23 protein-coding genes are annotated in these 23,648 nt (G+C 73.0%); 10 read left to right on the top strand and 13 right to left on the bottom strand.

Annotation, left to right across the window (positions count from 1 at the left end):
* Nucleotides 1-189 precede the first annotated feature (189 nt).
* Together rpsO and LQ940_RS07670 are read right to left on the bottom strand one after the other, a co-directional pair.
* Complete coding sequence (rpsO, locus tag LQ940_RS07675) at nt 190-465, bottom strand: 30S ribosomal protein S15 (protein WP_134738691.1); 276 nt, start codon at nt 463-465, stop codon at nt 190-192.
* 268 nt (nt 466-733) lie between these two features.
* Entirely contained in the window at nt 734-1,957 is a 1,224-nt protein-coding gene (locus tag LQ940_RS07670; RefSeq protein ID WP_231242409.1) for a molybdopterin-dependent oxidoreductase, read from the bottom strand.
* 47 nt (nt 1,958-2,004) lie between these two features.
* Between LQ940_RS07670 and LQ940_RS07665 the strand changes: the two genes are divergently transcribed.
* On the top strand, nt 2,005-4,188 hold the full coding sequence (locus LQ940_RS07665) for a molybdopterin-dependent oxidoreductase (RefSeq protein ID WP_231242408.1): 2,184 nt from the start codon (nt 2,005-2,007) through the stop codon (nt 4,186-4,188).
* Here the strand turns inward: LQ940_RS07665 and LQ940_RS07660 are convergent.
* Nucleotides 4,148-6,322 (bottom strand): MMPL family transporter, encoded by a 2,175-nt coding sequence (locus LQ940_RS07660; RefSeq protein WP_231242407.1) that lies wholly within the window; start codon nt 6,320-6,322, stop codon nt 4,148-4,150. The genes LQ940_RS07665 and LQ940_RS07660 overlap by 41 nt on opposite strands.
* A gap of 128 nt (nt 6,323-6,450) precedes the next feature.
* Here LQ940_RS07660 and LQ940_RS07655 point away from each other — a divergent pair, with 128 nt between their 5' ends.
* Nucleotides 6,451-7,611 carry a sensor histidine kinase gene (locus LQ940_RS07655; RefSeq protein WP_231242406.1) on the top strand — a complete coding sequence of 387 codons (1,161 nt, stop codon included), beginning with the start codon at nt 6,451-6,453 and terminating at the stop codon, nt 7,609-7,611.
* The gene (locus LQ940_RS07650; protein WP_231242405.1) at nt 7,563-8,204 is read left to right on the top strand and encodes a LuxR C-terminal-related transcriptional regulator; all 642 of its coding nucleotides are present in this window, start codon (nt 7,563-7,565) and stop codon (nt 8,202-8,204) included. Before LQ940_RS07655 ends, LQ940_RS07650 begins: the two co-directional genes overlap by 49 nt.
* Before the next feature lie 124 nt (nt 8,205-8,328).
* Here LQ940_RS07650 and ptsP read toward each other — a convergent pair whose 3' ends face one another.
* Complete coding sequence (ptsP, locus tag LQ940_RS07645) at nt 8,329-10,020, bottom strand: phosphoenolpyruvate--protein phosphotransferase (RefSeq protein ID WP_231242404.1); 1,692 nt, start codon at nt 10,018-10,020, stop codon at nt 8,329-8,331.
* 72 nt (nt 10,021-10,092) lie between these two features.
* Here ptsP and LQ940_RS07640 point away from each other — a divergent pair, with 72 nt between their 5' ends.
* Genes LQ940_RS07640 through LQ940_RS07625 form a run of 4 tightly spaced genes read left to right on the top strand, consistent with a single transcriptional unit; the run spans nt 10,093 to nt 12,590 of the window.
* A complete protein-coding gene (locus LQ940_RS07640; RefSeq protein ID WP_231242403.1) occupies nt 10,093-10,884 on the top strand; it encodes a DeoR/GlpR family DNA-binding transcription regulator in 792 nt (263 codons plus the stop codon).
* Entirely contained in the window at nt 10,881-11,837 is a 957-nt protein-coding gene (locus LQ940_RS07635; protein WP_231242402.1) for a 1-phosphofructokinase family hexose kinase, read from the top strand. The genes LQ940_RS07640 and LQ940_RS07635 overlap by 4 nt, the downstream gene beginning before the upstream one ends.
* A 5-nt stretch (nt 11,838-11,842) precedes the next feature.
* Nucleotides 11,843-12,298: a PTS sugar transporter subunit IIA gene (locus LQ940_RS07630; protein ID WP_231242401.1), complete on the top strand. Its 456-nt coding sequence runs from the start codon at nt 11,843-11,845 to the stop codon at nt 12,296-12,298.
* A gap of 34 nt (nt 12,299-12,332) precedes the next feature.
* A complete protein-coding gene (locus tag LQ940_RS07625; RefSeq protein WP_231242400.1) occupies nt 12,333-12,590 on the top strand; it encodes an HPr family phosphocarrier protein in 258 nt (85 codons plus the stop codon).
* On the opposite strand, the gene LQ940_RS07620 is transcribed toward LQ940_RS07625, so the two are convergent.
* The 8 genes from LQ940_RS07620 to rimP form a co-directional block, all read right to left on the bottom strand.
* Nucleotides 12,587-13,642, bottom strand: a complete 1,056-nt coding sequence (locus LQ940_RS07620) for a hypothetical protein (RefSeq protein ID WP_231242399.1) — start codon at nt 13,640-13,642, stop codon at nt 12,587-12,589. The genes LQ940_RS07625 and LQ940_RS07620 overlap by 4 nt on opposite strands.
* A gap of 1 nt (nt 13,643) precedes the next feature.
* Entirely contained in the window at nt 13,644-14,579 is a 936-nt protein-coding gene (locus LQ940_RS07615) for a bifunctional riboflavin kinase/FAD synthetase (RefSeq protein ID WP_231242398.1), read from the bottom strand.
* 30 nt (nt 14,580-14,609) lie between these two features.
* Nucleotides 14,610-15,476 carry a tRNA pseudouridine(55) synthase TruB gene (gene truB, locus LQ940_RS07610; protein WP_231242397.1) on the bottom strand — a complete coding sequence of 289 codons (867 nt, stop codon included), beginning with the start codon at nt 15,474-15,476 and terminating at the stop codon, nt 14,610-14,612.
* Entirely contained in the window at nt 15,473-15,964 is a 492-nt protein-coding gene (gene rbfA / locus LQ940_RS07605) for a 30S ribosome-binding factor RbfA (RefSeq protein WP_231242396.1), read from the bottom strand. Before rbfA ends, truB begins: the two co-directional genes overlap by 4 nt.
* Nucleotides 15,965-16,048: 84 nt before the next feature.
* Entirely contained in the window at nt 16,049-18,868 is a 2,820-nt protein-coding gene (gene infB, locus LQ940_RS07600; protein WP_231242393.1) for a translation initiation factor IF-2, read from the bottom strand.
* Between the two features lie 124 nt (nt 18,869-18,992).
* Nucleotides 18,993-19,247, bottom strand: a complete 255-nt coding sequence (locus LQ940_RS07595; protein WP_269217246.1) for a YlxR family protein — start codon at nt 19,245-19,247, stop codon at nt 18,993-18,995.
* Between the two features lie 111 nt (nt 19,248-19,358).
* Entirely contained in the window at nt 19,359-20,339 is a 981-nt protein-coding gene (nusA, locus tag LQ940_RS07590) for a transcription termination factor NusA (RefSeq protein WP_231242391.1), read from the bottom strand.
* Entirely contained in the window at nt 20,339-20,845 is a 507-nt protein-coding gene (gene rimP, locus LQ940_RS07585; protein ID WP_231242390.1) for a ribosome maturation factor RimP, read from the bottom strand. The genes nusA and rimP overlap by 1 nt, the downstream gene beginning before the upstream one ends.
* A 94-nt stretch (nt 20,846-20,939) precedes the next feature.
* On the opposite strand from rimP, the gene LQ940_RS07580 reads away from it, so the two are divergent.
* Both LQ940_RS07580 and LQ940_RS07575 read left to right on the top strand, forming a co-directional pair.
* Nucleotides 20,940-21,434: a hypothetical protein gene (locus LQ940_RS07580; protein ID WP_231242389.1), complete on the top strand. Its 495-nt coding sequence runs from the start codon at nt 20,940-20,942 to the stop codon at nt 21,432-21,434.
* Nucleotides 21,431-21,856 carry a ferritin-like domain-containing protein gene (locus LQ940_RS07575; protein WP_231242388.1) on the top strand — a complete coding sequence of 142 codons (426 nt, stop codon included), beginning with the start codon at nt 21,431-21,433 and terminating at the stop codon, nt 21,854-21,856. The genes LQ940_RS07580 and LQ940_RS07575 overlap by 4 nt, the downstream gene beginning before the upstream one ends.
* 266 nt (nt 21,857-22,122) lie before the next feature.
* Here LQ940_RS07575 and LQ940_RS07570 read toward each other — a convergent pair whose 3' ends face one another.
* Nucleotides 22,123-22,833 (bottom strand): HAD family hydrolase, encoded by a 711-nt coding sequence (locus LQ940_RS07570; RefSeq protein WP_231242387.1) that lies wholly within the window; start codon nt 22,831-22,833, stop codon nt 22,123-22,125.
* 43 nt (nt 22,834-22,876) lie between these two features.
* Between LQ940_RS07570 and LQ940_RS07565 the strand changes: the two genes are divergently transcribed.
* The gene (locus LQ940_RS07565; protein WP_231242386.1) at nt 22,877-23,563 is read left to right on the top strand and encodes a hypothetical protein; all 687 of its coding nucleotides are present in this window, start codon (nt 22,877-22,879) and stop codon (nt 23,561-23,563) included.
* Nucleotides 23,564-23,648: the final 85 nt, after the last annotated feature.

Raw genomic sequence — 23,648 nt, 5'->3', positions numbered from 1 at the left:
TGGCAGTGGCCGGGGCGGTGGCCGATCTTCGATCGAGACCCGCAGCAGCCGGTGTGACGGGCTCCTGAAGATCACTACCGAGGACCGGGCCTGCGGTGGCGCGGATCGCTCCTGTGGTGGTTGTTCAGTTGTCGTGCAGCCTGCAATGCAGCGTTGGGACCCACCAGGTGGTGAGTCCCAACGTGTCAGTCAGCGGCGCAGGCCGAGGCGCTCGACGATCGAGCGGTAGCGCTCGATCTCCGTCTTGCGCAGGTAGTTGAGCAGCCGCCGGCGCTGGCCGACGAGCAGCAGCAGACCACGACGGCTGTGGTGGTCGTGCTTATGCGTCTTGAGGTGCTCGGTGAGGTGGGCGATGCGGTGGCTGAGCAGCGCGATCTGCACCTCCGGCGAACCAGTGTCGCCCTCGGTCGTGCCGTACTCGGCGATGATCTTCTTCTTCGTCGCTGCATCGGTTCCGATGGACATGCGGCTCCTTCTGGTTCACTCGTTGCGCGGCGCGCCGGGGCCTGTTCACCCGGGCACTCTCTGTCCGCGGCCGTTTCACGGCAGGATGTCGCCCTAGGGCAACCGCAGCAGCCTAGCGCGCGGGGCCGATCAGTCCCAAACCAACGTCGCCGCGGCCGAGGTGCCCCCTTCGCCCCGGGAGGCGGCGACGTCCTGGGCGTCGTGGACCAGCTCGCCGACCGCCTGCGAGGTGACCAGCGCCGCGAAGAAGCCGCCGATGCTGGACCGGTCAGGCGACGGTGACCGGGTGCCGGACCACCGCGTCGAAGAAGTAGCCGTTGTCGTTGTACGGCGTGACCAGCGGCTGGCGGCGTCCGCGGGCGTCGGTGGCCCGGGCGAGGAGCTCATGGCTGCCGACGGCGGGCCGGTCCCACACGTAGGACCACTGCGCCCACGCCGCGTCGCGGCCACGGCTGTGACCGCCCCTGCGGCGTCGCGCCGCCGGGTGCCAGGTCGCTCCCCCGTCGGTGCTGACCTCGACCCGGGTGACCGGGCCGGCGCCGCTCCAGGAGCGGCCGGTGAGCACGACCCGGCGGCCGGCCTCCAGCTCGGCGCCCCAGGGCAGCTCCCAGGCCGAGCGCACCGGGTTGACCGTCAGTGGCGGGGAGTCGGCCGGGTGCTCGCCGCCGGTCATGCGGTACCACTTGGTGTTCCACGGGGAGGTCAGCTCCGTGCGCGACACCTCGAGCGAGCCGAGCCACTTGATGCTGGCGATGCCGACCCAGCCCGGCAGGACCAGGCGCAGCGGGTAGCCGTGGTCCGGCAGCAGGTCCTCGCCGTTGGCGCCCCAGGCCAGCAGCGCGTCGTCGAGCGCCTTGGCGATGGGGAACGGGCGGCGTACGCGGCCGTAGTCGACGCCGCCGCTGACGTAGGGGTCGTCCAGGCCCGTGGCCTGCACCGAGACGGCGCGCCGGTCCAGCCCCACCCGGCGCAGTACGTCGGCGAGCCGGACCCCGGTCCAGGTCACGGCGCCGACGGCACCGAGCGTCCAGGCGGTGCCCGAGGCCGGCGTGCCCTGCTGGCTGGCGAAGAGGCTGCGGCCGTTGCCGGTGCACTCGTGGACGGACGTGAGCTGGGTGGTGGGCAGTCGGCGCAGCTCGCGCCAGCCCAGCTCGACCGCGGCGTCGGCGGAGCGTCCGCGGGCCAGCCCGTCGCCGAAGATCCGCAGCGCGTAGGAGTCGCGGTCGATCACCGGGGTACGGGTGTGGTTGCGCACGAAGAGCCGTGACTGCTCGGTCAGGTAGCGGCGCGGGTCGACCGACTCCCAGCGCATCTCGGCGTTGGTGCCGAAGTCGACGAACCGCGCCGTTGGCAGGGGCTTGAGGATCGGCCCGCCAGGCGCTGCCGGTGCTGCGGCGGCCTGGCCGAGCGGCGCCAGGGCGCAGGCCCCGCCGGCGGCGACGGTGGTCGACAGGACGGTACGGCGGGTGGCTCCCGGGACGGCGCTTCGCATGCTCGGTAACGTAACACAAGTAACTTAGGCGATTTAGACTCTCGGCGATGTCCGCTTTCCGTGGCACGATGCGGGACGTGGGCCTCCTGAGCGCGTCACCCGTGCCGTCCGACTACACCGGCACGCGGCTGGCGGCGTGCAACCTGTGCGAGGCGATCTGCGGCCTCGAGCTCACCCTCGAGCGCGGGGCCGTCACCGCGATCCGCGGCAACGAGCACGACCCGCTCTCGCGGGGCCACATCTGCCCGAAGGGCGTGTCCCTCGCCGACGTCTACACCGATCCCGACCGGCTACGCCGCCCGGTGCGCCGGGTCGGCGACGGGTGGGAGGAGCTGGGCTGGGACGAGGCGCTCGACCTGGTGGCCGACCGGCTCGCGGCCACGGCAGCCGAGCACGGCCGAGACGCCGTGGGCGTCTATCTCGGCAACCCCAGCGCCCACTCGCTCGGCTCCGCCACCCACGGCACGGCGTTCGTGAGGGCGCTGCGCACGCGCAACCGGTTCAGCGCCTCCTCGGTCGACCAGTTCCCCCACCAGTTCGTCGCCTGGCAGCTCTATGGCCACCAGCTGCTGCTCCCGGTGCCCGACCTGGACCGCACGTCGTACTTCCTGGTGGTGGGCGCCAACCCCATGGCGTCCAACGGCTCCCTGATGACCGCGCCCGACTTTCCCCAGCGGCTGCGCGACCTCAAGGCGCGCGGCGGCCGCATGGTCGTGCTCGACCCACGCCGCACCGAGACCGCCAAGGTCGCCACCGAGCACCACTTCGTCCGCCCCGGCACCGACGCCGCCGTGCTGCTCGCGATGGTGCACGTGCTGTTCGCCGAGGGCCTGACCGACCCGCCGACGTACGTCGACGACGTCGCCGCGGTCGAAGCCGCGGTCGCCGACTTCACCCCCGAGCACGCCGAGGCGGTGAGCGGGGTGCCGGCCTCGGTGGTCCGTCAGATCGCACGCGACCTCGCCGGCGCCGAGGGGGCGGTGGCCTATGGGCGGCTGGGCGTCTCGACGCAGGGCTTCGGCTCCGTGTGCCAGTGGGCCATCCAGTGCCTCAACCTGCTGACCGGCAACTTCGACCGCGAGGGCGGGGTCCTCTTCCCCGAGCCGGCCGTCGACATCGTGGGGCGACGGGTCATCGGCCCTGGGCACTTCGACGTCTGGCGCAGCCGGGTGCGCGACCTGCCCGAGTTCGCCGGGGAGCTGCCCGTCTCGGTGCTGCGCGAGGAGATCGAGACCCCGGGCGAGGGCCGGATCCGCGCGCTGGTCACGCTGGCCGGCAACCCGGTGCTGTCGACGCCTGACGGCGGCGGGCTCGGGCGCGCGCTCGAGGGGCTCGACTTCATGGTGTCGGTCGACCTCTACGTCAACGAGACGACGCGGCACGCCGACATCATCCTGCCGCCGACCTCGGCGCTGGAGCGCGACCAGTACGACCTGGTCTTCCACAACTTCGCCGTGCGCAACACCGCCCGCTACACCCCGCCGGTGTTCGCCAAGGCCGCCGACCAGCGCCACGACTGGCAGATCTTCGCCGGTCTCGCCACGCGGCTGCAGCGCCGGCCCGGGGCGCCGCGGCTGCCGCTGCGCGCGCGGGTGGTGGCCGCGGCGCGCATGGCCGCCTCCCCCGCCGTCGTGGTGGCCGGCCTGCTCGCGACCGGCCGCACGGTGTCGATGCGCCGCCTGCGCGCCCACCCCGAGGGCGTCGACCTCGGCCCACTGCGCCCGACGATGCCGGGACGGCTGCAGACCGCCGACCGCCGGATCCACCTCGCCCCGCCGCTCCTCGTCGCCGACCTCGACCGGCTGCGGGCCGCCCTCGCCCAGAGCGCCGTACGGGAGGGAGAGCTGCTGCTGATCGGTCGGCGCCACCAGCGCGACAACAACTCCTGGATGCACAACGCCCCGCGGCTGACCCGGGGCCGGCCGCGCCACCACCTGCTGATGAGCCCCGCCGACCTCGCCGCTCGTGGCCTCGCCGACGGCGACCGGGTCCGGGTCCGCTCGCGCGTGGGCGAGGTCGAGGTCGAGGTCAGCGCCACCGACGACCTGATGCCGGGCGTGGTGTCCCTCCCCCACGGCTACGGCCACCAGGTCGCCGGCACCCGGATGCGGCACGCGTCGCAGGTCGCGGGGGTCTCGATCAACGACCTCACCGACCCCTCCGTGCTCGACGTGTCCGGCAACGCGGCGCTCAACGGCGTACCAGTGACGGTGCAGGCCGCGCGCCGCTGACGGCGTCGGGCGGCCCGGCCGGTCGGCGGGGCCACCAGGCCCGGTCGCCGAGGAGCACCAGCGCGGCCGGCAGCATCACCAGCCGGATGATCGTGGCGTCGAGCAGGATGGCCGCCGAGAGACCGACGCCCATCATCTTCATCTCGAGCATCGACAGGGTCGCGAAGATCGCGAACACCGAGACCATCACCGCCGCCGCGCTGGTCACGACCCCGGCGGTGTCGGCGATGCCGCGCTGGACGGCCAGCCGGGCCGGAAGCCCGGCGTCGAGGTGCTCGCGGATCCGGCTGACGACGAAGACGTGGTAGTCCATCGACAGCCCGATCAGGACCACCAGCACGAACAGCGGCAGCCAGTCGATGACGAAGCCCGGGGTGTCGAAGTCGAGCAGGTCCGTGCCCCAGCCGTGCTGGAAGACCAGCACCATGAACCCGAACGACACCCCGACCGAGGCCAGGTTGAGCGCGGTCGAGAGCAGCGCGATCGGCAGGCTGCGGAACGTCGCCAGCATCATCAGGAAGGTCAGCAGCAGCACGAACCCGATGACCAGCGGAAGGCGGTCGGACTGCCGGTCGAGGTAGTCGAGGTTCTCCGCCGCGCCGCCACCCACGGCGGTCTCGGCATCGACCGCCTCGAACGCCGCCGGCACCAGGTCGGCTCGCAGGTCGCGCAGGGCCTCGTTGACGCGCTCATCCGCCTCGTCGTACGGCATGCCGATGCGGAGCACCGTCGTGCGCCCGTCGGCGGACGTCGTGGCCTCCTCACCGGACTCGACGTAGTCGCCGGTGGCGACTGCCCGTCGCTCGAGGTCGTCGAGCGCGGCGGAGACCCGGCCCTGCTGCGCGGGGTCGGCGCGGACGACGACGGTCGCCGCAGCACCCTCCGCCGGGAAGGCAGCGCTCAGGTCGCGCATCGTCGACACCTCGGGGATCGACGCGGGCAGCGTCTCCAGGTTGGCGGCGTTGGTCCGCAGGCCGAGCGCGGGCGCGGCCAGGGCGGCCACCACGACCCCGGAGAGCGCGAGGGCGACGCCCGGTCGCCGTACGACGGGACCGAGCAGGCGTCGGCTCAGCCCGCCGCGACCGATCCGGGCGTTGACCCGCCACAGCAGCGGCACGCGGGGGCGGTCGACCCAGCGTCCGAGCTTGACCAGCAGCGCGGGCAGGACGGTGATGGAGCCGAGCACCGCCACGGCGACGACGATGATCGCGCCGACGGCCAGGGAGTTGAACGTGGCGCCGCCCATGACGAACAGCCCGGTCATGGAGGCGATCACGGCCCCGCCCGAGACCAGGATGGAGTGCCCGGAGGTCTGGGCCGCGATCTCGACGGCCTCGAGCGTCGTCCGTCCGGCGGCCCGCTCCTCGCGCTCGCGCTTGAGGTAGAACAGCGAGTAGTCGACGCCCACGGCCATGCCGATCAGCACGATCATGCTCGTGACCGTGCCCTCGGCCGGCACCAGGTGCGTGACCGGCGCCATGATCCCGATGGTCGCGGCGACGCTGGTGAACGCCAGCAGGACCGGCAGTCCCGCGGCGATCAGGGCGCCGAAGGCGACCAGCATCAGCACCAGCGTGACCGGGACGCTGATCCCCTCGGCCGCCGCGAGGTCGTCGGCCACACGCTCGTCGATGGCCTCGTCGAGCGAGACGTCGCCGGTCTGGCGGATCTCGAGACCCGGGTCCGCGGCCTGGGCTGCGGCCGTCACCTCGCGGAGCGGGTCGACGTCGACCTCACCGTCGCGGGCGAGCTGCACCGCGACCAGCAGTGCGGTCCGGTCGGGGCTCCACTGCGGGGCCGCCACCGCGTCGACGCCCTCGAGACCCGCCATGCCGTCGGCGATCCGGGCCGCGGTCCGCTCGGCGGCCTCGGGGTCGAGATCGCCGTCCGCCGCCGTGATCAGCACGCTCTCGGAGTCGGGGCGGTCCAGGCCGGCCTCGAGGACGAGCTCGTCGGCGCGGCCGGACTCGCCGAGGCGGTAGTCGGCGTCCTCGGTCTCGACGCTGGCGACGACCGAGGCCAGGCCGACGGCGAGGACGACGAACGCCAGCCAGGCGGCGATGGCGCGCCACGGGTGGGTGGCGCTCCAGCGGGCCGCGCGCAGCGGCAGCACGGTGAGCGGGTTGGTGGTCATGGCGGTCTCCTTGGCTCGGGGAGTCCAGCCTCGTGACGCGAAGGCCCAGGGTCAGGGGCGCTGGGACCCGGTTCGCCGGTGGTGCCTGCACCCCTGCCGGCGCCCCGGATTTCGGGGAGGATGGGGCGGTGAGCACCCCGTCCGAGAGCGCCCCGCCGGGCCGGCTGCGCCTGACGGCGTACGCCGCTGCCCAGCTCGTGCTGGCGATCCCGGCCCTGGCGTTCCTGATCCTCGCCGTGGTGGGCACGGCCACGCTGGTCGTCTGGGTCGGCATCGTGATCCTGGCGGTGGCGGTGCCGTGCCTGCGCTGGATAGCCGACCGGCACCGGGTGATGGCGGCCAGGGTGCTGGGGGTCCCCGTGCCACGGCCCTACCGGCCGGTCCCCCGCCACCCGGTCCAGGCGCTGCTGGTCGTGCTCCGGGACCCGATGACCTGGCGCGACCTGGCGTGGGCGGTGTGGGCCTCGACGTTCGGCTTCGTCCTCGCGCTGGTCTGCGTGCTCGAGCTGGCGCTCTTCGTACTGCTGCCGCTGTGGGCGTTCGGGATCAGGGCGCAGATGGAGGCCCGGTCGCTGGTCGACCTGTGGTTCCTCGCCTCGAGCCGCACCGAGCACCTCGAGCAGCGGGTGCAGGTGCTCACCGAGACCCGGGCCGACGCGGTCGACCACTCGGCCGCCGAGCTCCGGCGGCTGGAGCGTGACCTGCACGACGGCGCCCAGGCCCGGCTGGTGGCGCTGTCGATGAGCCTCGGCCTCGCCGACCAGCTGCTGGCCGACGATCCCGAGGCCGCACGCCGCCTCGTCAACGACGCGCGGGAGACCACGTCGGCCGCGATCGGCGAGCTGCGCTCCGTCGTACGCGGGATACACCCGCCGGTCCTCGCCGACCGCGGGCTGGTCGGGGCCGCGCAGGCCCTGGCCCTCGACATGGCGGTGCCCGTCGACCTCGACGCCGCCCTGGACGGGCGGCCGCCGGCACCGGTCGAGTCGGCCGTCTACTTCGCGATCGCCGAGTGCCTGGCCAACGTCGGCAAGCACGCCCGGGCGCAGCGGGCGCGGATCACGCTGACGCACGAGTCGGGGCGGCTGCGGGCGGTCGTCGGCGACGACGGGTGCGGCGGCGCCGATCCGGCGGCCGGGTCGGGCATGCTGGGGATCGGCCGCCGTCTCGCCGCGTTCGACGGCACGATGTCCGTGAGCAGCCCGAGCGGCGGGCCGACCGTGGTGACGAGGGAGGTGCCGTGCGACTTGTCCTCGCCGAGGACCATGCCCTCCTCCGCGCCGGGATGACCCAGCTGCTGGAGAGCAACGGCTTCACGATCCTGCACGCGGTCGAGGACGAGCCCGCGCTGGCAGCGGCCCTGCGCGATCCCGCCGCCGACGCAGCCGTCGTCGACGTGCGCCTGCCGCCCACCCAGAGCGACGAGGGCCTGCGCGCCGCCATCGCCGCCCGCGTGGCCCGGCCCGGCTTCCCGGTGATGGTGATCTCGCAGTACGTCGAGCACCTCTACGCCCGCGAGCTCCTGGCCAGCGGCGAGGGGGCCGTCGGCTACCTGCTCAAGGACCGGGTCTCCGACGTCGCGGAGTTCGTGGACGGCGTACGCCGCGTCGCGGCGGGCGGCACCGTGCTCGACCCGGAGGTCGTCTCCTCGATCATGGCGCACCGCCACGAGCGGCCCCTGGACCGGCTCACCCCCCGCGAGCGCGAGGTCCTCGCCCTCATGGCCGAGGGCCGCGCCAACGCCGCCATCGCCGCCCGCCTGGTCGTCACCGAGAAGGCCGTCGCCAAGCACATCAACGGCATCTTCACCAAGCTCGACCTCGCCACCGCCGACGACGATCATCGTCGGGTGCGCGCGGTGCTGGCGTGGTTGCGGGCGTGAGCAGGGTTATCCGCATCTGCTGGTAACCCTGACGTTCTGGGCCGTTATTTCACCCCAGAACGTCAGGGAAATGCCCAGCAGCAAGCAGGTTTACCAGCATCTGCTGATAACCCTGCCAATGCCCTCACCCGCCCAGAATCTCCAGCACCGCAGCACGGCCGGCGACGGGGTCGTCGGCTCCGAGTGCGGCCTCGGCGACGTCCTCGCACTGCTCGGAGGTGGTCGCTCCCAACCTGGCGCCGACGGGGCGGACGGCGGCGGCGGCCATGGACAGGGAGGTGATGCCCATGCCCACGAGCGCGCACGCCAGCAGCGGGTCGGCGGCGGCCTCGCCGCAGACGCCGACGGACTTGCCGGCCTGCCGTCCGGCCTCGGCAGTGATCGCGATCAGCTGCAGCACGGCGGGCTGCCAGGGATCGGTCAGGTGGGCCAGGTCGGTGGCCATGCGATCGGCGGCCATCGTGTACTGCGTCAGGTCGTTGGTGCCGATCGACATGAAGTCGACGACCTCCAGCATCCGCGGTGCCAGCAGCGCGGCCGACGGCACCTCGACCATCACGCCGGCCTTCAGGCCGCGACCGCGCACGGCGGCGGCGAAGTCGCGCGCCTCGGCGACGGTCGCCACCATCGGCGCCATCACCCAGGTCTCGGTGCCGGAGCGCTCGGCGGCGAGGGCGATCGCGTCGAGCTGGCGCTCCAGCAGGCCCGGGTTGTCAAAGGACAGGCGCAGCCCGCGTACGCCGAGGGCGGGGTTCTCCTCGCCCTCGTGGGTCGCGAACGCGACCGGCTTGTCGCTGCCGGCGTCCAGGGTGCGGACCACGACATGCCCGATGCCCTTGAACGGCGCGAGCACGGACTCGTAGATGTCGGCCTGCTCCTCGACGCTCGGCTCCTCGGCACGGTTGAGGAAGCACAGCTCGGTGCGGAAGAGCCCCACGCCCTCGACCGGGGCGTCGGCCGAACCGGACGCCGACGGCCCGTCCGCGACGTTGGCCAGCAGCTTGACCGGCTGGCCGCTGGCCGTCGCGCCGGGTCCCTTCCAGGTCGCGAGCGCGGCCCGGCTCTCCTGATCGGCGGCCACGAGCCGCTCGGCCTCCGCGGGGTCCGGGTCGACCTGGACGGTGCCGGCGGTGCCGTCGACGAGCAGCGGCCGCCCGGCGTCCAGCGCCATGACCCCGGCCGTGCCGACCACGCAGGGGATCCCGAGCTGGCGCGCGATGATCGCGGTGTGGCTGGTGGGGCCGCCGCGCTCGGTGACGAGCGCCAGCACCACCTCGGGGTCCAGGCCCGCGGTGTCGGCGGGGGCCAGGTCCTCGGCCACCACGATCGAAGGCCGCTCGGGGTTGGGGACGCCGGGCTCGGCCTCCCCCACGATGCGGGCGACGAGGCGCCGCTCGATGTCGCGCAGGTCGGTGGCTCGCTCGGCCATGAGCCCGCCCATCGACGTGAACACGCCGACGAACTGCTCGACCGCGGCGTGCACCGCCGCCAGCAGGTCGTCGCCGCCGCGCAGGGCCTTGCGCACCGCCGAGCGCAGCCCCTTGTCGCGTGCCAGTCCGGCGCTGGCCGTGAGGACCTCCGCGGCCGCGCCCGAGGCCGCGGACGCCTTGGTGATGAAGCCGGAGGAGACCTGCTCGACCGCCGCGTCGTACGCCGCGAGGGTGGCCTCCTCGTCGGCGAAGCCCCCGTCACCGAAGCGGGCGACGGCCTCGGTGGGGACCTCGGTCCGGGCGACCAGGGCCGGCCCGAAGGCGAGTCCCGGCACGACGGGGGTGCCGCGGAGTCCGGCTGACAGAGCGGGCGAGTCAGTGGCCATGCTCACAGTAAAGCCGCGGCGGCCTTGACAGTCAACAGAAACGGACGTAAAACAACACATACACAGAACGTGATGGAGGCCACGGGGCTGATGACAATGTACGCCGAGGAGCGCCAGCAGGCGATGGCCCAGCTGGTGGCCACGCGAGGGCGCCTGTCGGTCACCGCTTTGGCCCAACAGTACGCCGTGACGACCGAGACCGTCCGGCGCGACCTCACCGCGCTCGAGCGGCTCGGCCTGGTCCAGCGGGTGCATGGCGGCGCCGTCCCGGCGGGCGCGCTGGCCGCCATCGAGTCCGGACTCGGCGAGCGCGACGCGGCCAACACCGAGAGCAAGGACCGGATCGCCCGGGCGGCCGTCGACCTGCTGCCCAGCGCCGGCGGAACCGTGCTCCTCGACGCCGGCAGCACCACGATGCGCCTTGCCGGGGCGCTCCCCCGCGACCTGCGCCTGACCGTGGTCACCCACGCCGTCCCGATCGCCGCGCGCCTGGTCGTGCAGCCCCAGATGGAGCTCCACCTCCTGCCCGGCCGGGTGCGCGCCACCACCCAGGCCGCCGTCGGCGCCGACACCGTCGCGGCCCTCGACGACCTGCGCGCCGACCTGGTCTTCCTCGGCACCAACGGACTCTCCCTGACCCACGGCCTGACCACCCCCGACCGCGACGAGGCTGCGACCAAGCGCGCCCTGGTCCGGGCCGCGCGGCGCGTCGTCGTGCTCGCCGACTCCAGCAAGCTGGGCCGCGAGCTCGCCGTACGCTTCGCCACCCTCGACGACGTCGACACCCTCGTGACCGACGACGGCATCGGCGCGGACGACCTGCAGGCGCTCCGGAGCGCCGATGTCGAGGTCGTGGTCGCGTGATCATCACCCTGACGCCCAACCCCAGCATCGACCGCACCGTCACGCTCACCGGTCCCCTGCGCCGCGGCGCCGTCCAGCGCGCGGAGGCGGTGACCTCGCAGGCCGGTGGCAAGGGCGTCAACATCTCCCGAGCCGCCGTGAGCGCCGAGGTGCCCACCCTGGCCGTGCTCCCCGCAGACGAGGAGGATCCGTTCGTCCTCGAGCTGCGCGCCGCCCACATCCCCCACGAGCCGGTCGCGCCGGCCGGACCGGTGCGGGTCAACGTCACGATCAGCGAGCCCGACGGCACCACGACGAAGCTCAACAGCCCCGGCCCCACGGTCGCCGGCGCCGACCTCGACGCCCTGGCCGAGGCCGTCACCCGTCGCGCCACCGGTGCCGACTGGGTCGTGCTGGCCGGCTCACTGCCGCCCGGCGCGCCCGACGGCTGGTACGCCGGCCTGGTCGCCGTCCTGCGCGCGCGCGGGGTCCGCGTCGCGGTCGACACCAGCGACGCCCCGCTGCGCGCCCTCGTCGCCGCCCTGGCCGACGGTGCTCCGCACCTGATGAAGCCCAACGGGGAGGAGCTCGCCTCCTTCACCGGCGAGGACCCGGCGATGCTCGAGGCAGATCCGGCCGCCGCCGCCCGCGCGGCCGGCTCCCTGATCGACGCCGGCGTCGACGAGGTGCTCGTGACCCTCGGCCCCCACGGAGCCGTGCTGGTCAACGCCGAGGGCGCCTGGCACGCATCTCCCCCGCCCACCACCGTGGTCAGCACCGTCGGCGCGGGTGACTCCAGCCTCTTCGGGTACCTCCTCGGCGACCTTCGTCGTCAGCCACCCGACCAACGACTCGCACTCGCCGTCGCCTATGGGAGTGCAGCCGCCGGCCTGCCCGGCACGACGATCCCTCGTCCCGCCCAGGTCGACGCCGCCCTGGTCCCCGTACGTGCGCTCCTCCCTCACGAAGGCTGACCCCCATGACCGCTCTGATCACGCCCGACCTGGTCCGGCTCGACGCCGACCTGGGCGCCGACAAGGACGCGGTGATCCACGCCCTGGCCGACGTCGTCGCCCAGGCGGGCCGCGCCACCGACCTCGAGGCGCTCGTCGCCGACGTCCTCGCCCGCGAGGCCAAGGCCGCCACCTGCCTGACCGGCGGCATCGCCATCCCGCACTGCCGCACCGCGGGCGTCGAGGTGCCGACCCTGGTCTTCGCGCGGCTCTCCCCCAAGGTCGACTTCGGCGCCGAGGACGGCCCCGCCGACCTCGCCTTCCTGATCGCGGCCCCCGCGGGCGGCGACGACGCCCACCTGCAGATCCTCACCAGGCTCGCCCGCGCGCTGGTCAGGCCCGAGTTCCCCCGCGAGCTGCGCGGCGTCCAGACCGCCGATCAGGCGATCGCGATCCTCGGACGGGCCGTCGCTACCCTCTGACGCACCGCCCACCACTCACCACCCAAGGAGAACCATGCCCACGAAGTCCGTCAAGGTCGGCTCCGCCGTCGGCCTGCACGCCCGTCCCGCCGCGATCATCTCCGAGGCCGCCGGCGACCTCGACTCGGAGGTGCTGATCGGGATCCCCGGCGACGAGCCGGTCGACGCCAGCTCCGCGCTGCTGCTGATGACCCTCGGCGCGGGCAACGGTGACACCGTCGAGGTCTCCGGCGACGACGAGGCCGACGTCGAGACGATCGCGGCGCTGGTGGAGAAGGACCTCGACGTCTAAAGGGTCGGGTCCGCGGACCGTTCCGAGGACCCGGCCCCCTGCCGGTCGCGCAGCGCGAGATAGACCGCGCGCACGCCGACGGCCTGCTCCATCTCGTGCAGCACGCTGCCGAAGAACTGCTGGCGGTAGGTCTCGTCCGTGACCGTCGAGACGGTGAGGTACAGGCTGGAGAACGACGCCAGGAACACCGACACCTTGACCAGCTCGGCCGAGATGTTGTCGAGGTAGCGGATGCCGTCGAGGAAGGGGATGGTGTCGGGCTTGCCGCCGGTCCACGTCTCGACGATCACCGGCTGCATGATGAGCGAGCCGAACAGCATGAAGAAGCCGAAGACGGTGACCGCCAGCAGCAGCACCTGCGTGGCCTGGATGACGACGAGCACGAGGATCAGGTTCCAGCGCTCGTAGCCGCCCACCTCGGCGTACGACGCCGGGTCGGCATCAGGATCGTCGACCAGCTCCCGAGCAGCCTGCTCCAGCGGGGTCCCGGCCGTCGCGTGGAGCAGCAGGGCCTCATCGACGTCGTCGTCGGTGCGGTCCACCTCCTCGGGCAGGCGCACCAGCAGGAAGGCCGCGGCCATGGTGCCGAAGAGCAGCGCCACCAGCCACAGGTCGCCGGTCTCCAGCCAGGATGCGACCTCCCAGACCTCGGCGTTGATGAAGAGGAAGGTCACGAAGACCAGGAGCATCGGCAGCGCGCGGGTCATCATCGGCAGCAGGGTCCACAGGCTGCCGAAGGTGCGCGCCAGGGCCCAGGTGACGATGGAGCGGGCCTCCAAGGCCGTGAGCGCGTACCAGGTGGCGACGACGCCGAGCAGCGTCCACAGCACGGCAGGCAGGTACTCCTCGCCCTTGTCGAGGAACGGCAGCGTCACGGCCACCGCGACGGCCACCACGGCGGTCAGCCCGAGCAGGGGCAGCACCCGGCGTCGACTCAGCGCCGAGCGCACCGACGCCCGCTTCTCGGGCACGAAGTAGGTCAGGCCCTGGGCCAGGAACCACGCGTCGGTGGCCGCAACCGGGTCTCCCTGCGTCGGGTGGTGATGGGACACCTCAGGCGCCCAGGATCTCGCGGGCGCGGTCGACGTCGTCGCGCATCTGCACGACGAGGGCGTCGACGGAGTCGAAGGCCACCATCCCGCGGAGCCGGTCGACGAAGGACACCTCGACCTCGACGCCGTACAGCTCCAGGTCGGTGCGGTCCAGCACGTAGCTCTCGACGCGCCGGGCGCGCACCCCGTCGAAGGTGGGGTTGGTGCCGACGCTGATCGCCGCCGGGAAGACCTCGCCGGTGTCGAGACGTCGGAGGCGGCCCGCGTAGACACCGTCGGCTGGGGCGGCAGTGAGGCCGTCGGTGGGGACGTTGGCCGTCGGATAGCCGAGGTCGCGGCCGCGCTGGTCGCCCCGGACGACGACACCGCGGACGGTGTAGGGGTGCCCGAGCGCCTCGGCGGCGCCCGCGACGTCCCCGGTGGCCAGGCAGGTGCGGATGTAGGTCGACGACCACACCATCGGGCCGCCGTCCAGGGCGATGCCCTCGGCGACGAAGCCGTGCCGCCGGCCCTCCTCGACCAGGGTCCCGACGTCCCCGGACGCACGGTTGCCGAACCTGAAGTTGGCGCCGACCACGACGACCGCGGCGCGGAGTCCGTCGACGAGCACCCGGCGCACGAACTCCTCGGGCGACCAGGTGGCGACGTCGCGGTCGAAGGGCAGCGCGAGCACCACGTCCGCCCCGGCGTCGACCAGCAGCTCGGCGCGGCGCTCGACCGTGGTCAGCATGGTGGGCGCGTGCTCGGGCCGCAGGACGGCCATCGGGTGCGGCTCGAAGGTGACCGCCACGACCGGCAGCCCCTGCTCGTCGGCGAGGGCCCGGGCCCGGGCCAGCACCTGCTGGTGGCCGAGGTGGACGCCGTCGAAGTTGCCGATCACGACCGCGGTGGGCCCGAGGTCGTGAGGGATGTCGTCGAGCGAACGCCAGATCTGCACGTCAGGAACCTTACTGGCGACCCTCGCCGCTCAGACGAAGACCGCCGCCGCGCGGGCGACGCCCTCGCGCGGCTCGTAGAGGGCGAGGAACTCGCCGTCGGGTGCGAACACCGCGGTGAGCCCCTCCAGGGGCAGGTCGAGGGCGCGCCCCACGCGCACGTCGGCGGCCTGCTTCTCGTCCAGCTCACGGCTGGGGAAGGTGCCGCGAGCGGCCTGTGCGATCGGCACGATCGCGAACGACTCGGCCAGCTCGTCGAGGGTCGCCGCGGTCGCGAGGCCGAAGGAGCCGACCGCCGTACGCCGCAGCGCGGTGAGGTGGCCGCCGACGCCGAGCAGCCGCCCGGCGTCGCGGGCGATGGCGCGCACGTAGGTGCCGCTGGAGCAGCGCAGGGAGACGTCCACGTCGACGTGGTCGGGGCCCAGACGCACCTCCCCCACGGCGAGCTCATGGACGGTGACCGCCCGCGGCTTCAGCTCGACCTGCTCGCCGTCGCGGACCCGCTGGTAGGCCCGCTTGCCGTCGACCTTGATCGCGGACACCGCGGTCGGCACCTGCTGCAGCTCGCCGACGAAGCCCGCCAGGGCCTCGCGCACGGCGCTCTCGGTCAGCGCGGCTGTCGACGCCGTCGCGACCACCTCGCCCTCGGCGTCGTCGGTGGTCGTGGCCGCACCGAGGCGCACGGTGGCGTCGTAGGCCTTCTCGGTGAGCATGAGGTGGCCCAGCAGCCGGGTCGCGCGGTTCACGCCGAGCACCAGCACCCCGGTGGCCATCGGGTCGAGCGTGCCGGCGTGGCCGACCTTGCGGGTCCCGGCCACCCGGCGCACCCGCGCGACGACGTCGTGGGAGGTGACCCCCTGGGGCTTGTCGACGACGACCAGGCCGGACCCGGTCGTCACAGCTTCTCGTCGTCCTCGGCGTGGTCCTCGGTCTCGTCCCCGGCGTCGGCCTCGGCGTCGTCCTGGGCGATCTCGCGGGGCTTCTTGTACGGGTCGTCACCGCCGGCGTACGCCGCGTTGGCGCGCGCCGCGGCCACGGCCTCGTCCTGCGCCTTGGCACGGGCGAGCACCTCCTCGAGGGCGCGCGCCTCGTCGGGCAGGGCGTCGTGGACGAACGTCAGCGTGGGCGCCGTGCGGGTGCCGAGCTGCTTGGCGACCTCGGAGCGCAGGACGCCCTTGGCGGACTCCAGCGCCACCGCGGTGCCGGCCATCTCCTCCTCGCCGCCGAGGACGGTGTAGAAGATCGTGGCCTGCTGCCCGTCGCCGGTCAGGCGTACGTCGGTCAGCGTCACGAAGCCGAGCCGGGGGTCCTTGATCCGGCGCTCGAGCATCTCCGCGACGATCACCTGGATCCGGTCGGCGATCTTGCGCACACGTGGGCTGGTCATGGGTCCTACTCTCTCAAATTGCCGGGAACGTGCGAGTCGGCGCAGCCCCCCGCGGGGAGCTGCGCCGACTCGTCGACGGGTGGATCAGCTGCGGGCGATCTCGCGCATCTCGAACGCCTCCACGACATCGCCTTCCTTGATGTCCTGGAAGTTCTTGAGCACCAGGCCGCACTCGAAGCCCTCGCGGACCTCGGACGCGTCGTCCTTCTCGCGCTTGAGCGAGCTGAGGTCGAGGTTGTCCGCGATCACCTTGTTGTCACGCAGCACCCGCACCTTGGCGTTGCGGCGGATGACACCCGAGGTGACCATGCAGCCCGCGATGTTGCCGAGCTTGGACGAGCGGAAGATCGCACGGATCTCCGCCTGGCCCAGGGTCGACTCCTCGTAGACCGGCTTGAGCATGCCCTTGAGAGCCGCCTCGATCTCCTCGATGGCGTTGTAGATGACCGAGTAGTACCGGATCTCCACGCCTTCCTTGTCCGCCATCTGGCTCGCCTTGCCCTGGGGCCGGACGTTGAAGCCGATGATGATGGCGTCGGAGGCCGCGGCCAGGTCGACGTTGGTCTCGGTGATCGCACCGACACCGCGGTCGATGACCCGCAGGCTGACCTCGTCGCCGACGTCGATCTGCGCGAGGGCGTCCTCGAGAGCCTCGACCGAGCCGGACACGTCGCCCTTGAGGATGAGGTTGAGCTCCTGGCTCTCGCCCTTCTCCATGGAGGCCATGAAGTCCTCGAGGGTGCGACGCACGCGACGCTTGGCCTGCATGGCCGCACGCTCACGCGCCTCACGCTTCTCCGCGATCTGGCGCGCCATGCGGTCGTCCTCGACCACGATGAAGTTCTGGCCTGCGCCAGGCACCGCGGTCAGACCGAGGACCATCGCGGGGCGCGACGGGTCTGCCTGCTCGATGTTGTCGCCGTGCTCGTCGAGCATGGCGCGCACGCGGCCGTAGCCGGCGCCCGCCACGATCGAGTCGCCGACGCGCAGCGTGCCGCGCTGGACGAGGACGGTCGCGACCGGGCCGCGGCCACGGTCGAGGTGGGCCTCGACGACCAGGCCCTGGGCGTCCTGCGTGGGGTTGGCCCGCAGGTCCAAGGACGCGTCGGCCGTCAGGACGACCGCCTCGAGCAGCTTGTCCAGGTTGAGCTCGGACTTGGCCGAGACGTCGACGAACATCGCGTCGCCGCCGTACTCCTCGGGGATCAGGCCGTACTCGGTCAGCTGGCCGCGCACCTTGGTCGGGTCCGCGTCGGGCTTGTCGATCTTGTTGACCGCGACCACGATCGGCACGCCGGCGGCACGGGCGTGGTTGAGCGCCTCCACCGTCTGGGGCATGACGCCGTCGTCGGCCGCGACCACCAGGATCGCGATGTCGGTCGCCTGGGCACCACGGGCACGCATGGCGGTGAACGCCTCGTGACCGGGGGTGTCGATCAGGGTGATGCGACGCTCGGTGCCGTCGACCTCGGTGGAGACCTGGTAGGCACCGATGTGCTGGGTGATGCCACCGGCCTCCTTGTCGACGACGTTGGCGTTGCGCAGCGCGTCGAGGAGCTTGGTCTTTCCGTGGTCGACGTGACCCATGACGGTCACGACCGGCGGACGCACCACCAGGTCGCTGTCGTCGCCCTCGTCGGTGCCGAAGTCGATGTCGAACGACTCCAGCAGCTCGCGGTCCTCGTCCTCGGGGGAGACGACCTCGACGTTGTAGTTGAGCTCCTCACCGAGCAGCTCGAGCGTCGCGTCGTTGACCGACTCGGTCGCGGTCACCATCTCGCCGAGGTGGAAGAGCATCTGCACCAGCTGGGCGGCGTCGACGCCGACCTTGTCGGCGAAGTCGGTCAGCGAGGCGCCACGAGCGAGACGCACGGTCTCGCCGTTGCCCTTGCGGACCCGCATGCCGCCCAGGGTCGGGGCCTCCATGGCCTCGAACTCCTGGCGACGCGCCCGCTTGGACTTGCGCCCACGACGCGAGGGACCACCCGGGCGACCGAAGGCACCCTGGGTCTGGCCGCGCTGGCCGGGGCGGTTGCCGCCGCCGGGACGACCGCCGCCGCTCGGGCCGAAGCCACCGGGGCGACCGCCCGGGGCGCCGGCACCCGCGGGGGCACCGCGACCCGGAGCACCGCGACCGGGAGCCCCACCGGGGCCACCGCGGCCGGGAGCCCCACCGGGGCCGCCGCGACCGGGGCCGCCGCGACCGGCCGGGCCGGGACCGAAGGCGGACGGGGACTTGGGCATCATCGCCGGGTTGGGGCGAGGCATGCCCGGACGACCCGGGGCGCCACCCTCGCGGGCGGCGGCCGGACGCGGCGGACGAGCGTCGCCGGGAGCCTCGTCGGCAGCCGGCTCACGCGGCGGCGCCGCGGGGCGCTTGCCCATGCCCTGGCTGGACGAGAACGGGTTGTTGCCCGGACGCGGCGTGCCGCTGGGCTTGCCGACCGGGCGCGGGGCCGGGGTCGGTGCCTTCGGACGCGCGGACGGGGTCGCGCTCGGTGCGGACGGGGCGGACGGGGCCGCGGCGGCGGGCGCCTCCGGCTGGGCCGGAGCGACCGGGGCAGCAGGAGCTGCCGGCGCTGCCGGTGCGGCGGGGGCGGCGGGGGCCGCCTCGACGACGGGGGCCGGCTCGGGAGCCTGCACCTCGGGCTCGGCGGCCTTCTTGGCCGGGCCGGGCTTGCGCGGGGTCGGCTTGGGGGCGGCCTTCTCCTCGGCAGGAGCGGCAGGGGCGGCGGCGGCCTTGAGCGACTCGCCTACCTCCTTGCGGAAGCGCATCTCCGCGGGGAGCTCGACAGTCGAGCTCGCCGACTTGACGAACTCGCCCATCTCCTTGAACTTCTCGAGAACGAACTTGCTCTCGACGCCGAACTCTTTTGCGAGCTCGTGTACTCGGGTCTTAGCCACGTTTCTCCTTCTGGCCTCGACCCGCGTCGTGCGGTGATGCGAGACCGTTAGTGGTGTTGCAAACTCATCGGGAGTTACTCATCGAGTGCTCATGAGCTGCTGCTCCAGTTTCTGGTTGGTGTCGTCACTGTGGGTCTGCGCGCGAGGCGAGGAACTCCTCCACCGGTGCGGCGGAAAGCGGCCCCTCGTGCCGCAAGGCACGGGCGAACGTTCTGCGTCGTACGGCGAGGTCGTAACACTCGGCGGTGGGGTGCAGGTGTGCGCCCCGGCCGGGTGCGGTGGCGTCCGGATCGGGTACGACGGCCGGCTGGCCGTGCGCGTCCGAGCCGGCAGTCACCCGCATCAACTCACGCTTGGCGGCCCGCTGGCGGCACCCCACGCACGTGCGGACAGGATCTGTCGACGTGAGGGGAGCGCTTCGGTGGACCACCGTGCACCAGTCTAGCCAACGCGGGGGCACATCACCGAACCGGCGCACCCCCACGCCCGCTCAGGTGCCCGCGGGGGCTTCCTCGTCGCCGTGGATGTCGATGCGCCAGCCGGTGAGGCGGGCGGCGAGGCGGGCGTTCTGGCCCTCCTTGCCGATCGCCAGCGAGAGCTGGAAGTCCGGGACGACGACGCGGGCGGAGCGCTCGGCGAGGTCGACGATCTCGACCGAGGTGACGCGCGCCGGCGACAGCGCGCTGGCGACGAGCGTGGCCGGGTCGTCGGACCAGTCGACGATGTCGATCTTCTCGCCGTGCAGCTCCGACATCACGTTGCGCACCCGCTGACCCATCGGGCCGATGCAGGCGCCCTTGGGGTTGACCCCCGGGGTGTCGGTCTTGACCGCGATCTTGGTCCGGTGCCCGGCCTCGCGGGCGATCGCCTTGATCTCGACGACCCCGCTGGCGATCTCGGGGACCTCCAGCGCGAACAGCTTCTTGACCAGGTTGGGGTGCGAGCGCGAGAGCGTGATCTGCGGTCCGCGCATGCCCTTGCGCACCGACACCACGAGGCACTTGATGCGGGTGCCGTGCTGGTAGTCCTCGCCGGGGACCCGCTCGCCCACCGGCAGCAGCGCCTCGAGCTTGCCGAGGTCGACCAGGACGTCGGCGGGGTTGCGACCCTGCTGGATGACGCCGGAGATGATGTCGCCCTCCTTGCCGGAGAACTCCCCGAACCGCACGTCGTCCTCGGCGTCGCGCAGCCGCTGCAGCATGATCTGCTTGGCGGTCGTGGCGGCGATCCGGCCGAACCCGTCGGGCGTGTCCTCGAACTCGCCGACGACGTTGCCCTCGTCGTCGAGCTCGGCGGCCAGCACGGTCACGTGGCCGGTCTTGCGGTCGAGGGTGACCCTCGCCTTCTCCTGCGCTCCCGGCGTCTTGTGGTACGCCGTGAGGAGTGCCTGCTCGATCGCCTCGACCAGTACCGAGAAGGAGATCTCCTTCTCGCGCTCCAGCATCCTCAGGATGCTCATGTCGATGTCCATCAGGCGTCGTCCTCGTCCTCGTCGTCGGTGTCGGTGCTCTTCTTGCGGTTGAACTCGATCTGCACCAGCGCCTTGTCCACGTGGGCGTAGGTCACGTCGCGAGACGTCCCCGCCACGTCGACGGTGGCGCGCTCCTCGTCGGAGGCGAGGATCCGCCCGGTGAAGGAGGAGCCGTCGGTGAGGGTGACCTTGACCAGCCGGTCGGCGTTGCGGCGCCAGTGGCGCGGCAGCGTCAGCGGCCGGTCGACCCCGCGGGAGGTCACCTCGAGCGTGTAGGGGTGCTCCCCCATCACGTCGGAGGCCTCGAGCACGGAGTCGATGCGACGGGTCGCCTCGGCGACTTCGTCGAGGGTGACCCCGCCGTCCTTGTCGACGGCCACCCGCAGCACGCGGCGCTTGCCGGCGGGGGTGATCTCGACGGCCTCGATGTCGAGGGCGAGCTCGCGCAGGGGGTCCTTCAGCTCCGCCTCGATCTTGGCTTGGATCTCGGCCTGCTTGGCGCTCATGGTGGCGCGACCTCCCTGTGCTGTTGTGGGTGCTGCTGCTGCCACGATAGCCGCTCCCGGCGGTGGTCTGGACATCCGGCGATAGGGTCGCCGGGTGCCCCACCGCCCCGCAGCCACACGCCGTACGGCGATCGGCGCGACGCTCGGTGCGCTGCTGGTCGCCACGGGCTGTGACCTGGACGACCTGGACCCCCGTGGCGGCCCCGTTCCGGCCGGCTCCCCCACCGCGCCGCCGGTGGATGCGGACACGGCGCTGGTCGCCGAGGTCGTCGCCGACCTGGACGCCACCATCGCCGCCCTGCCGCACGCCCGCAGCCTCGGCGACCTCCCCGACGCCCTCATCGCCCTCCACCTCACCCATCGCGCCGCGCTGACCGATGACCCTGCCCCGGCGCCGGGCACCGGTGGCCGGCGGCTCGCCTACGCCCCCGCCCTGAGGCGGGTGCGCACCCTCGAGCGGGCCCACCAGGGACGCCTCGACGACGCCTGCCTGGCCGCCGGCAGCGGAGCGCTGGCCTCGCTGCTGGCCTCGATGTCAGCCGCCGTGGCACAGCGGCTCGCGAGCGTGTCCACGGCGGTGCCGCGGTGAGCGAGCTCTCGGCCCTGCAGACGGCACTGGCCGCGGAGCACGCCGCCGTCTACGTGCTGGGCGTCCTGGGCGGGCAGACGTCGCAGTCGGCCAGTCCGCGGCTGTTCGCGGCGGTCACCGACGCCTACGTGGCACACCGGGGGCGCCGCGACCAGCTGGTGCGCAGCATCGAGGACCTCGGCGGCGACCCGGTCGGGGCCGAGGTCGCCTACGCCGTGCCGGGCGACCTGGGCACGCCCGAGGCGGTCACCCGGCGCGCGCTGCGTCTCGAGCGCGACTGCGCGGCGACGTACGCCTACCTGGTCGCGAGCACCAGCGACGAGCTGCGCACCTGGGCGCTGCGGTCCCTGCAGGCCACCGCCGTGCGGGAGCTCGCCTTCGGGGGCTCACCGCAGGACTTCCCCGGGCGCACCGACGGCTGAGGTTGGGTGCGGACATGCCAGCGGTCCGCGAACTCGGCTCCCGGGGAACGCCCGAGATGCTCCCCGGGAAGTCGAGTACGCGGACCGCTGAGGCCTGGGACGAGGCCTTTTGTGGGGGACGGAAGGGACAACCTCGAGGTGGGGTAGGTAGACGCCCCTTCCTTGCACGATGATGCAGCAGGGAGCGCGCGCGCGGTATGACCTGCGAACATCACAAATCTGCATTGCACAAACTTGCAATCGGCCTGGTCAGGCGCGGTAGACGCTCAGCGCCAGCCGGCGACGATCGAGGCAACGTCGGCCAAGTCGTGGGCAACGGCGTCGGGCACGCCTTCGGTGTGGCCCGTCTGCTCGGCCGGGATCGCGCTGTGCGGGACGTGGATCGTGCGCAGGCCGGCCTGCTGGGCGCCCCAGATGTCGTCGAAGAGCCGGTCGCCGACGTAGACGCAGCGCGCCGGGTCGTGAGCGCCGACCGCCTGCATCGCCGCGCCGAACGCGCGCGGTGACGGCTTGGTCCACGGGATCTCGCTGGTGTAGACGTCACCGTCGATCAGGTGGCGCACCCCGTCGCGCTCGAAGATCCGCTCGTGCCAGGAGCGCGGCCAGATCGTGTTGGACAGCACTCCGATGCGCAGGCCGTCGGCGCGCAGCGACGTCCACAGGGGGCCGACGGCCGGGTCGGTGAGGGTGTGCGGCTCCCAGAACTCGTAGTAGTGGCGGAGCAGCTCGGGGTCATGGTCCAGCCCGGCCTCGGTGAAGAGGTCGGCCACCGTCGCGCTCTGCTGGTGGTCGCGCGAGCGGCCCCAGATGACGCTCCCGGCCTCGTGGAGCCTGGCCCGCGACGCCTCCACGTCGCCGTGGCCGACGACCGCCTGGGCCAGCGCCAGCGACTCGGCGTGGAAGTCGATGTCGTGCCAGCGGGTGAGCGTGCCGCCCCAGTCGAAGATCACGGCGTCGACTCCGGGGCTCTCGGGCATGGCGGCACCCTAGTCAGCGGCCCCGACGCCGTAGGTTCGGGGGGTGGCCGGGATCGGGGAGCTCGCGGAGGGCCCCCTCCACGCGGCGGTGAAGCAGTGGCTGGGCCGCCCGGGCGACGCGTTCGAGGTGCCGGTCGGCCGCTGGGTGGTCGACCTGGTCCGCGCCGACGGGGAGCTGGTCGAGGTCCAGACCGGCGGCTTCGCGCCGCTCGGGCCCAAGCTCGACGGCCTGCTGGACCAGCACCGGATGCGGGTCGTGCACCCCGTCCCCGCCGTACGCCGCATCGTGCGGGTCGACGTCGACGGCGTGATCCTCTCCGAGCGCCGCTCCCCCAAGCGGGCGGGCGTGCTCGAGGTCTTCGACAAGCTGGTCGCCTTCCCCTCCCTGATCGGCCACCCGCACCTGGTCGTCGAGGTGCTGCTGTGCCGCGAGGACCACGTCCGGGCGCCGGCGCCCACGCGCAGCCGGTCCGGGCGGCGCACCCGCGACCCCGGAGTGCGCCACCTCGCCGAGGTGGTCGGCAGCCACGAGCTGCGCGAGCCGGGCGACGCGCTGGGGCTCCTGGGCGCCGAGCTACCCGACGAGCCGTTCACGACCGCCGAGCTCGGTGCCCTGATCGGGGCTCCGACCGGCCTCGCTCAGCGCGTCGCCTACTGCCTGCGCCTCATGGAGCTGATCGAGCCCGCCGGCCGCCGCGGCCCGGCCCCCTTGCACCGACGGTCCCATTAGCCCCAGGCCCGGTGCGAAACTCACGCCTCCGGTGTGAAGCTTCGTGCGGGGTGCGTGAGTTTCACCGGGCACCCGGTGAAACTCA

This window comes from Nocardioides sp. cx-173 (assembly GCF_021117365.1).
In the GTDB taxonomy this organism is placed as follows: domain Bacteria; phylum Actinomycetota; class Actinomycetes; order Propionibacteriales; family Nocardioidaceae; genus Nocardioides.
This window is presented reverse-complemented; position numbering and strand designations above follow the sequence as displayed.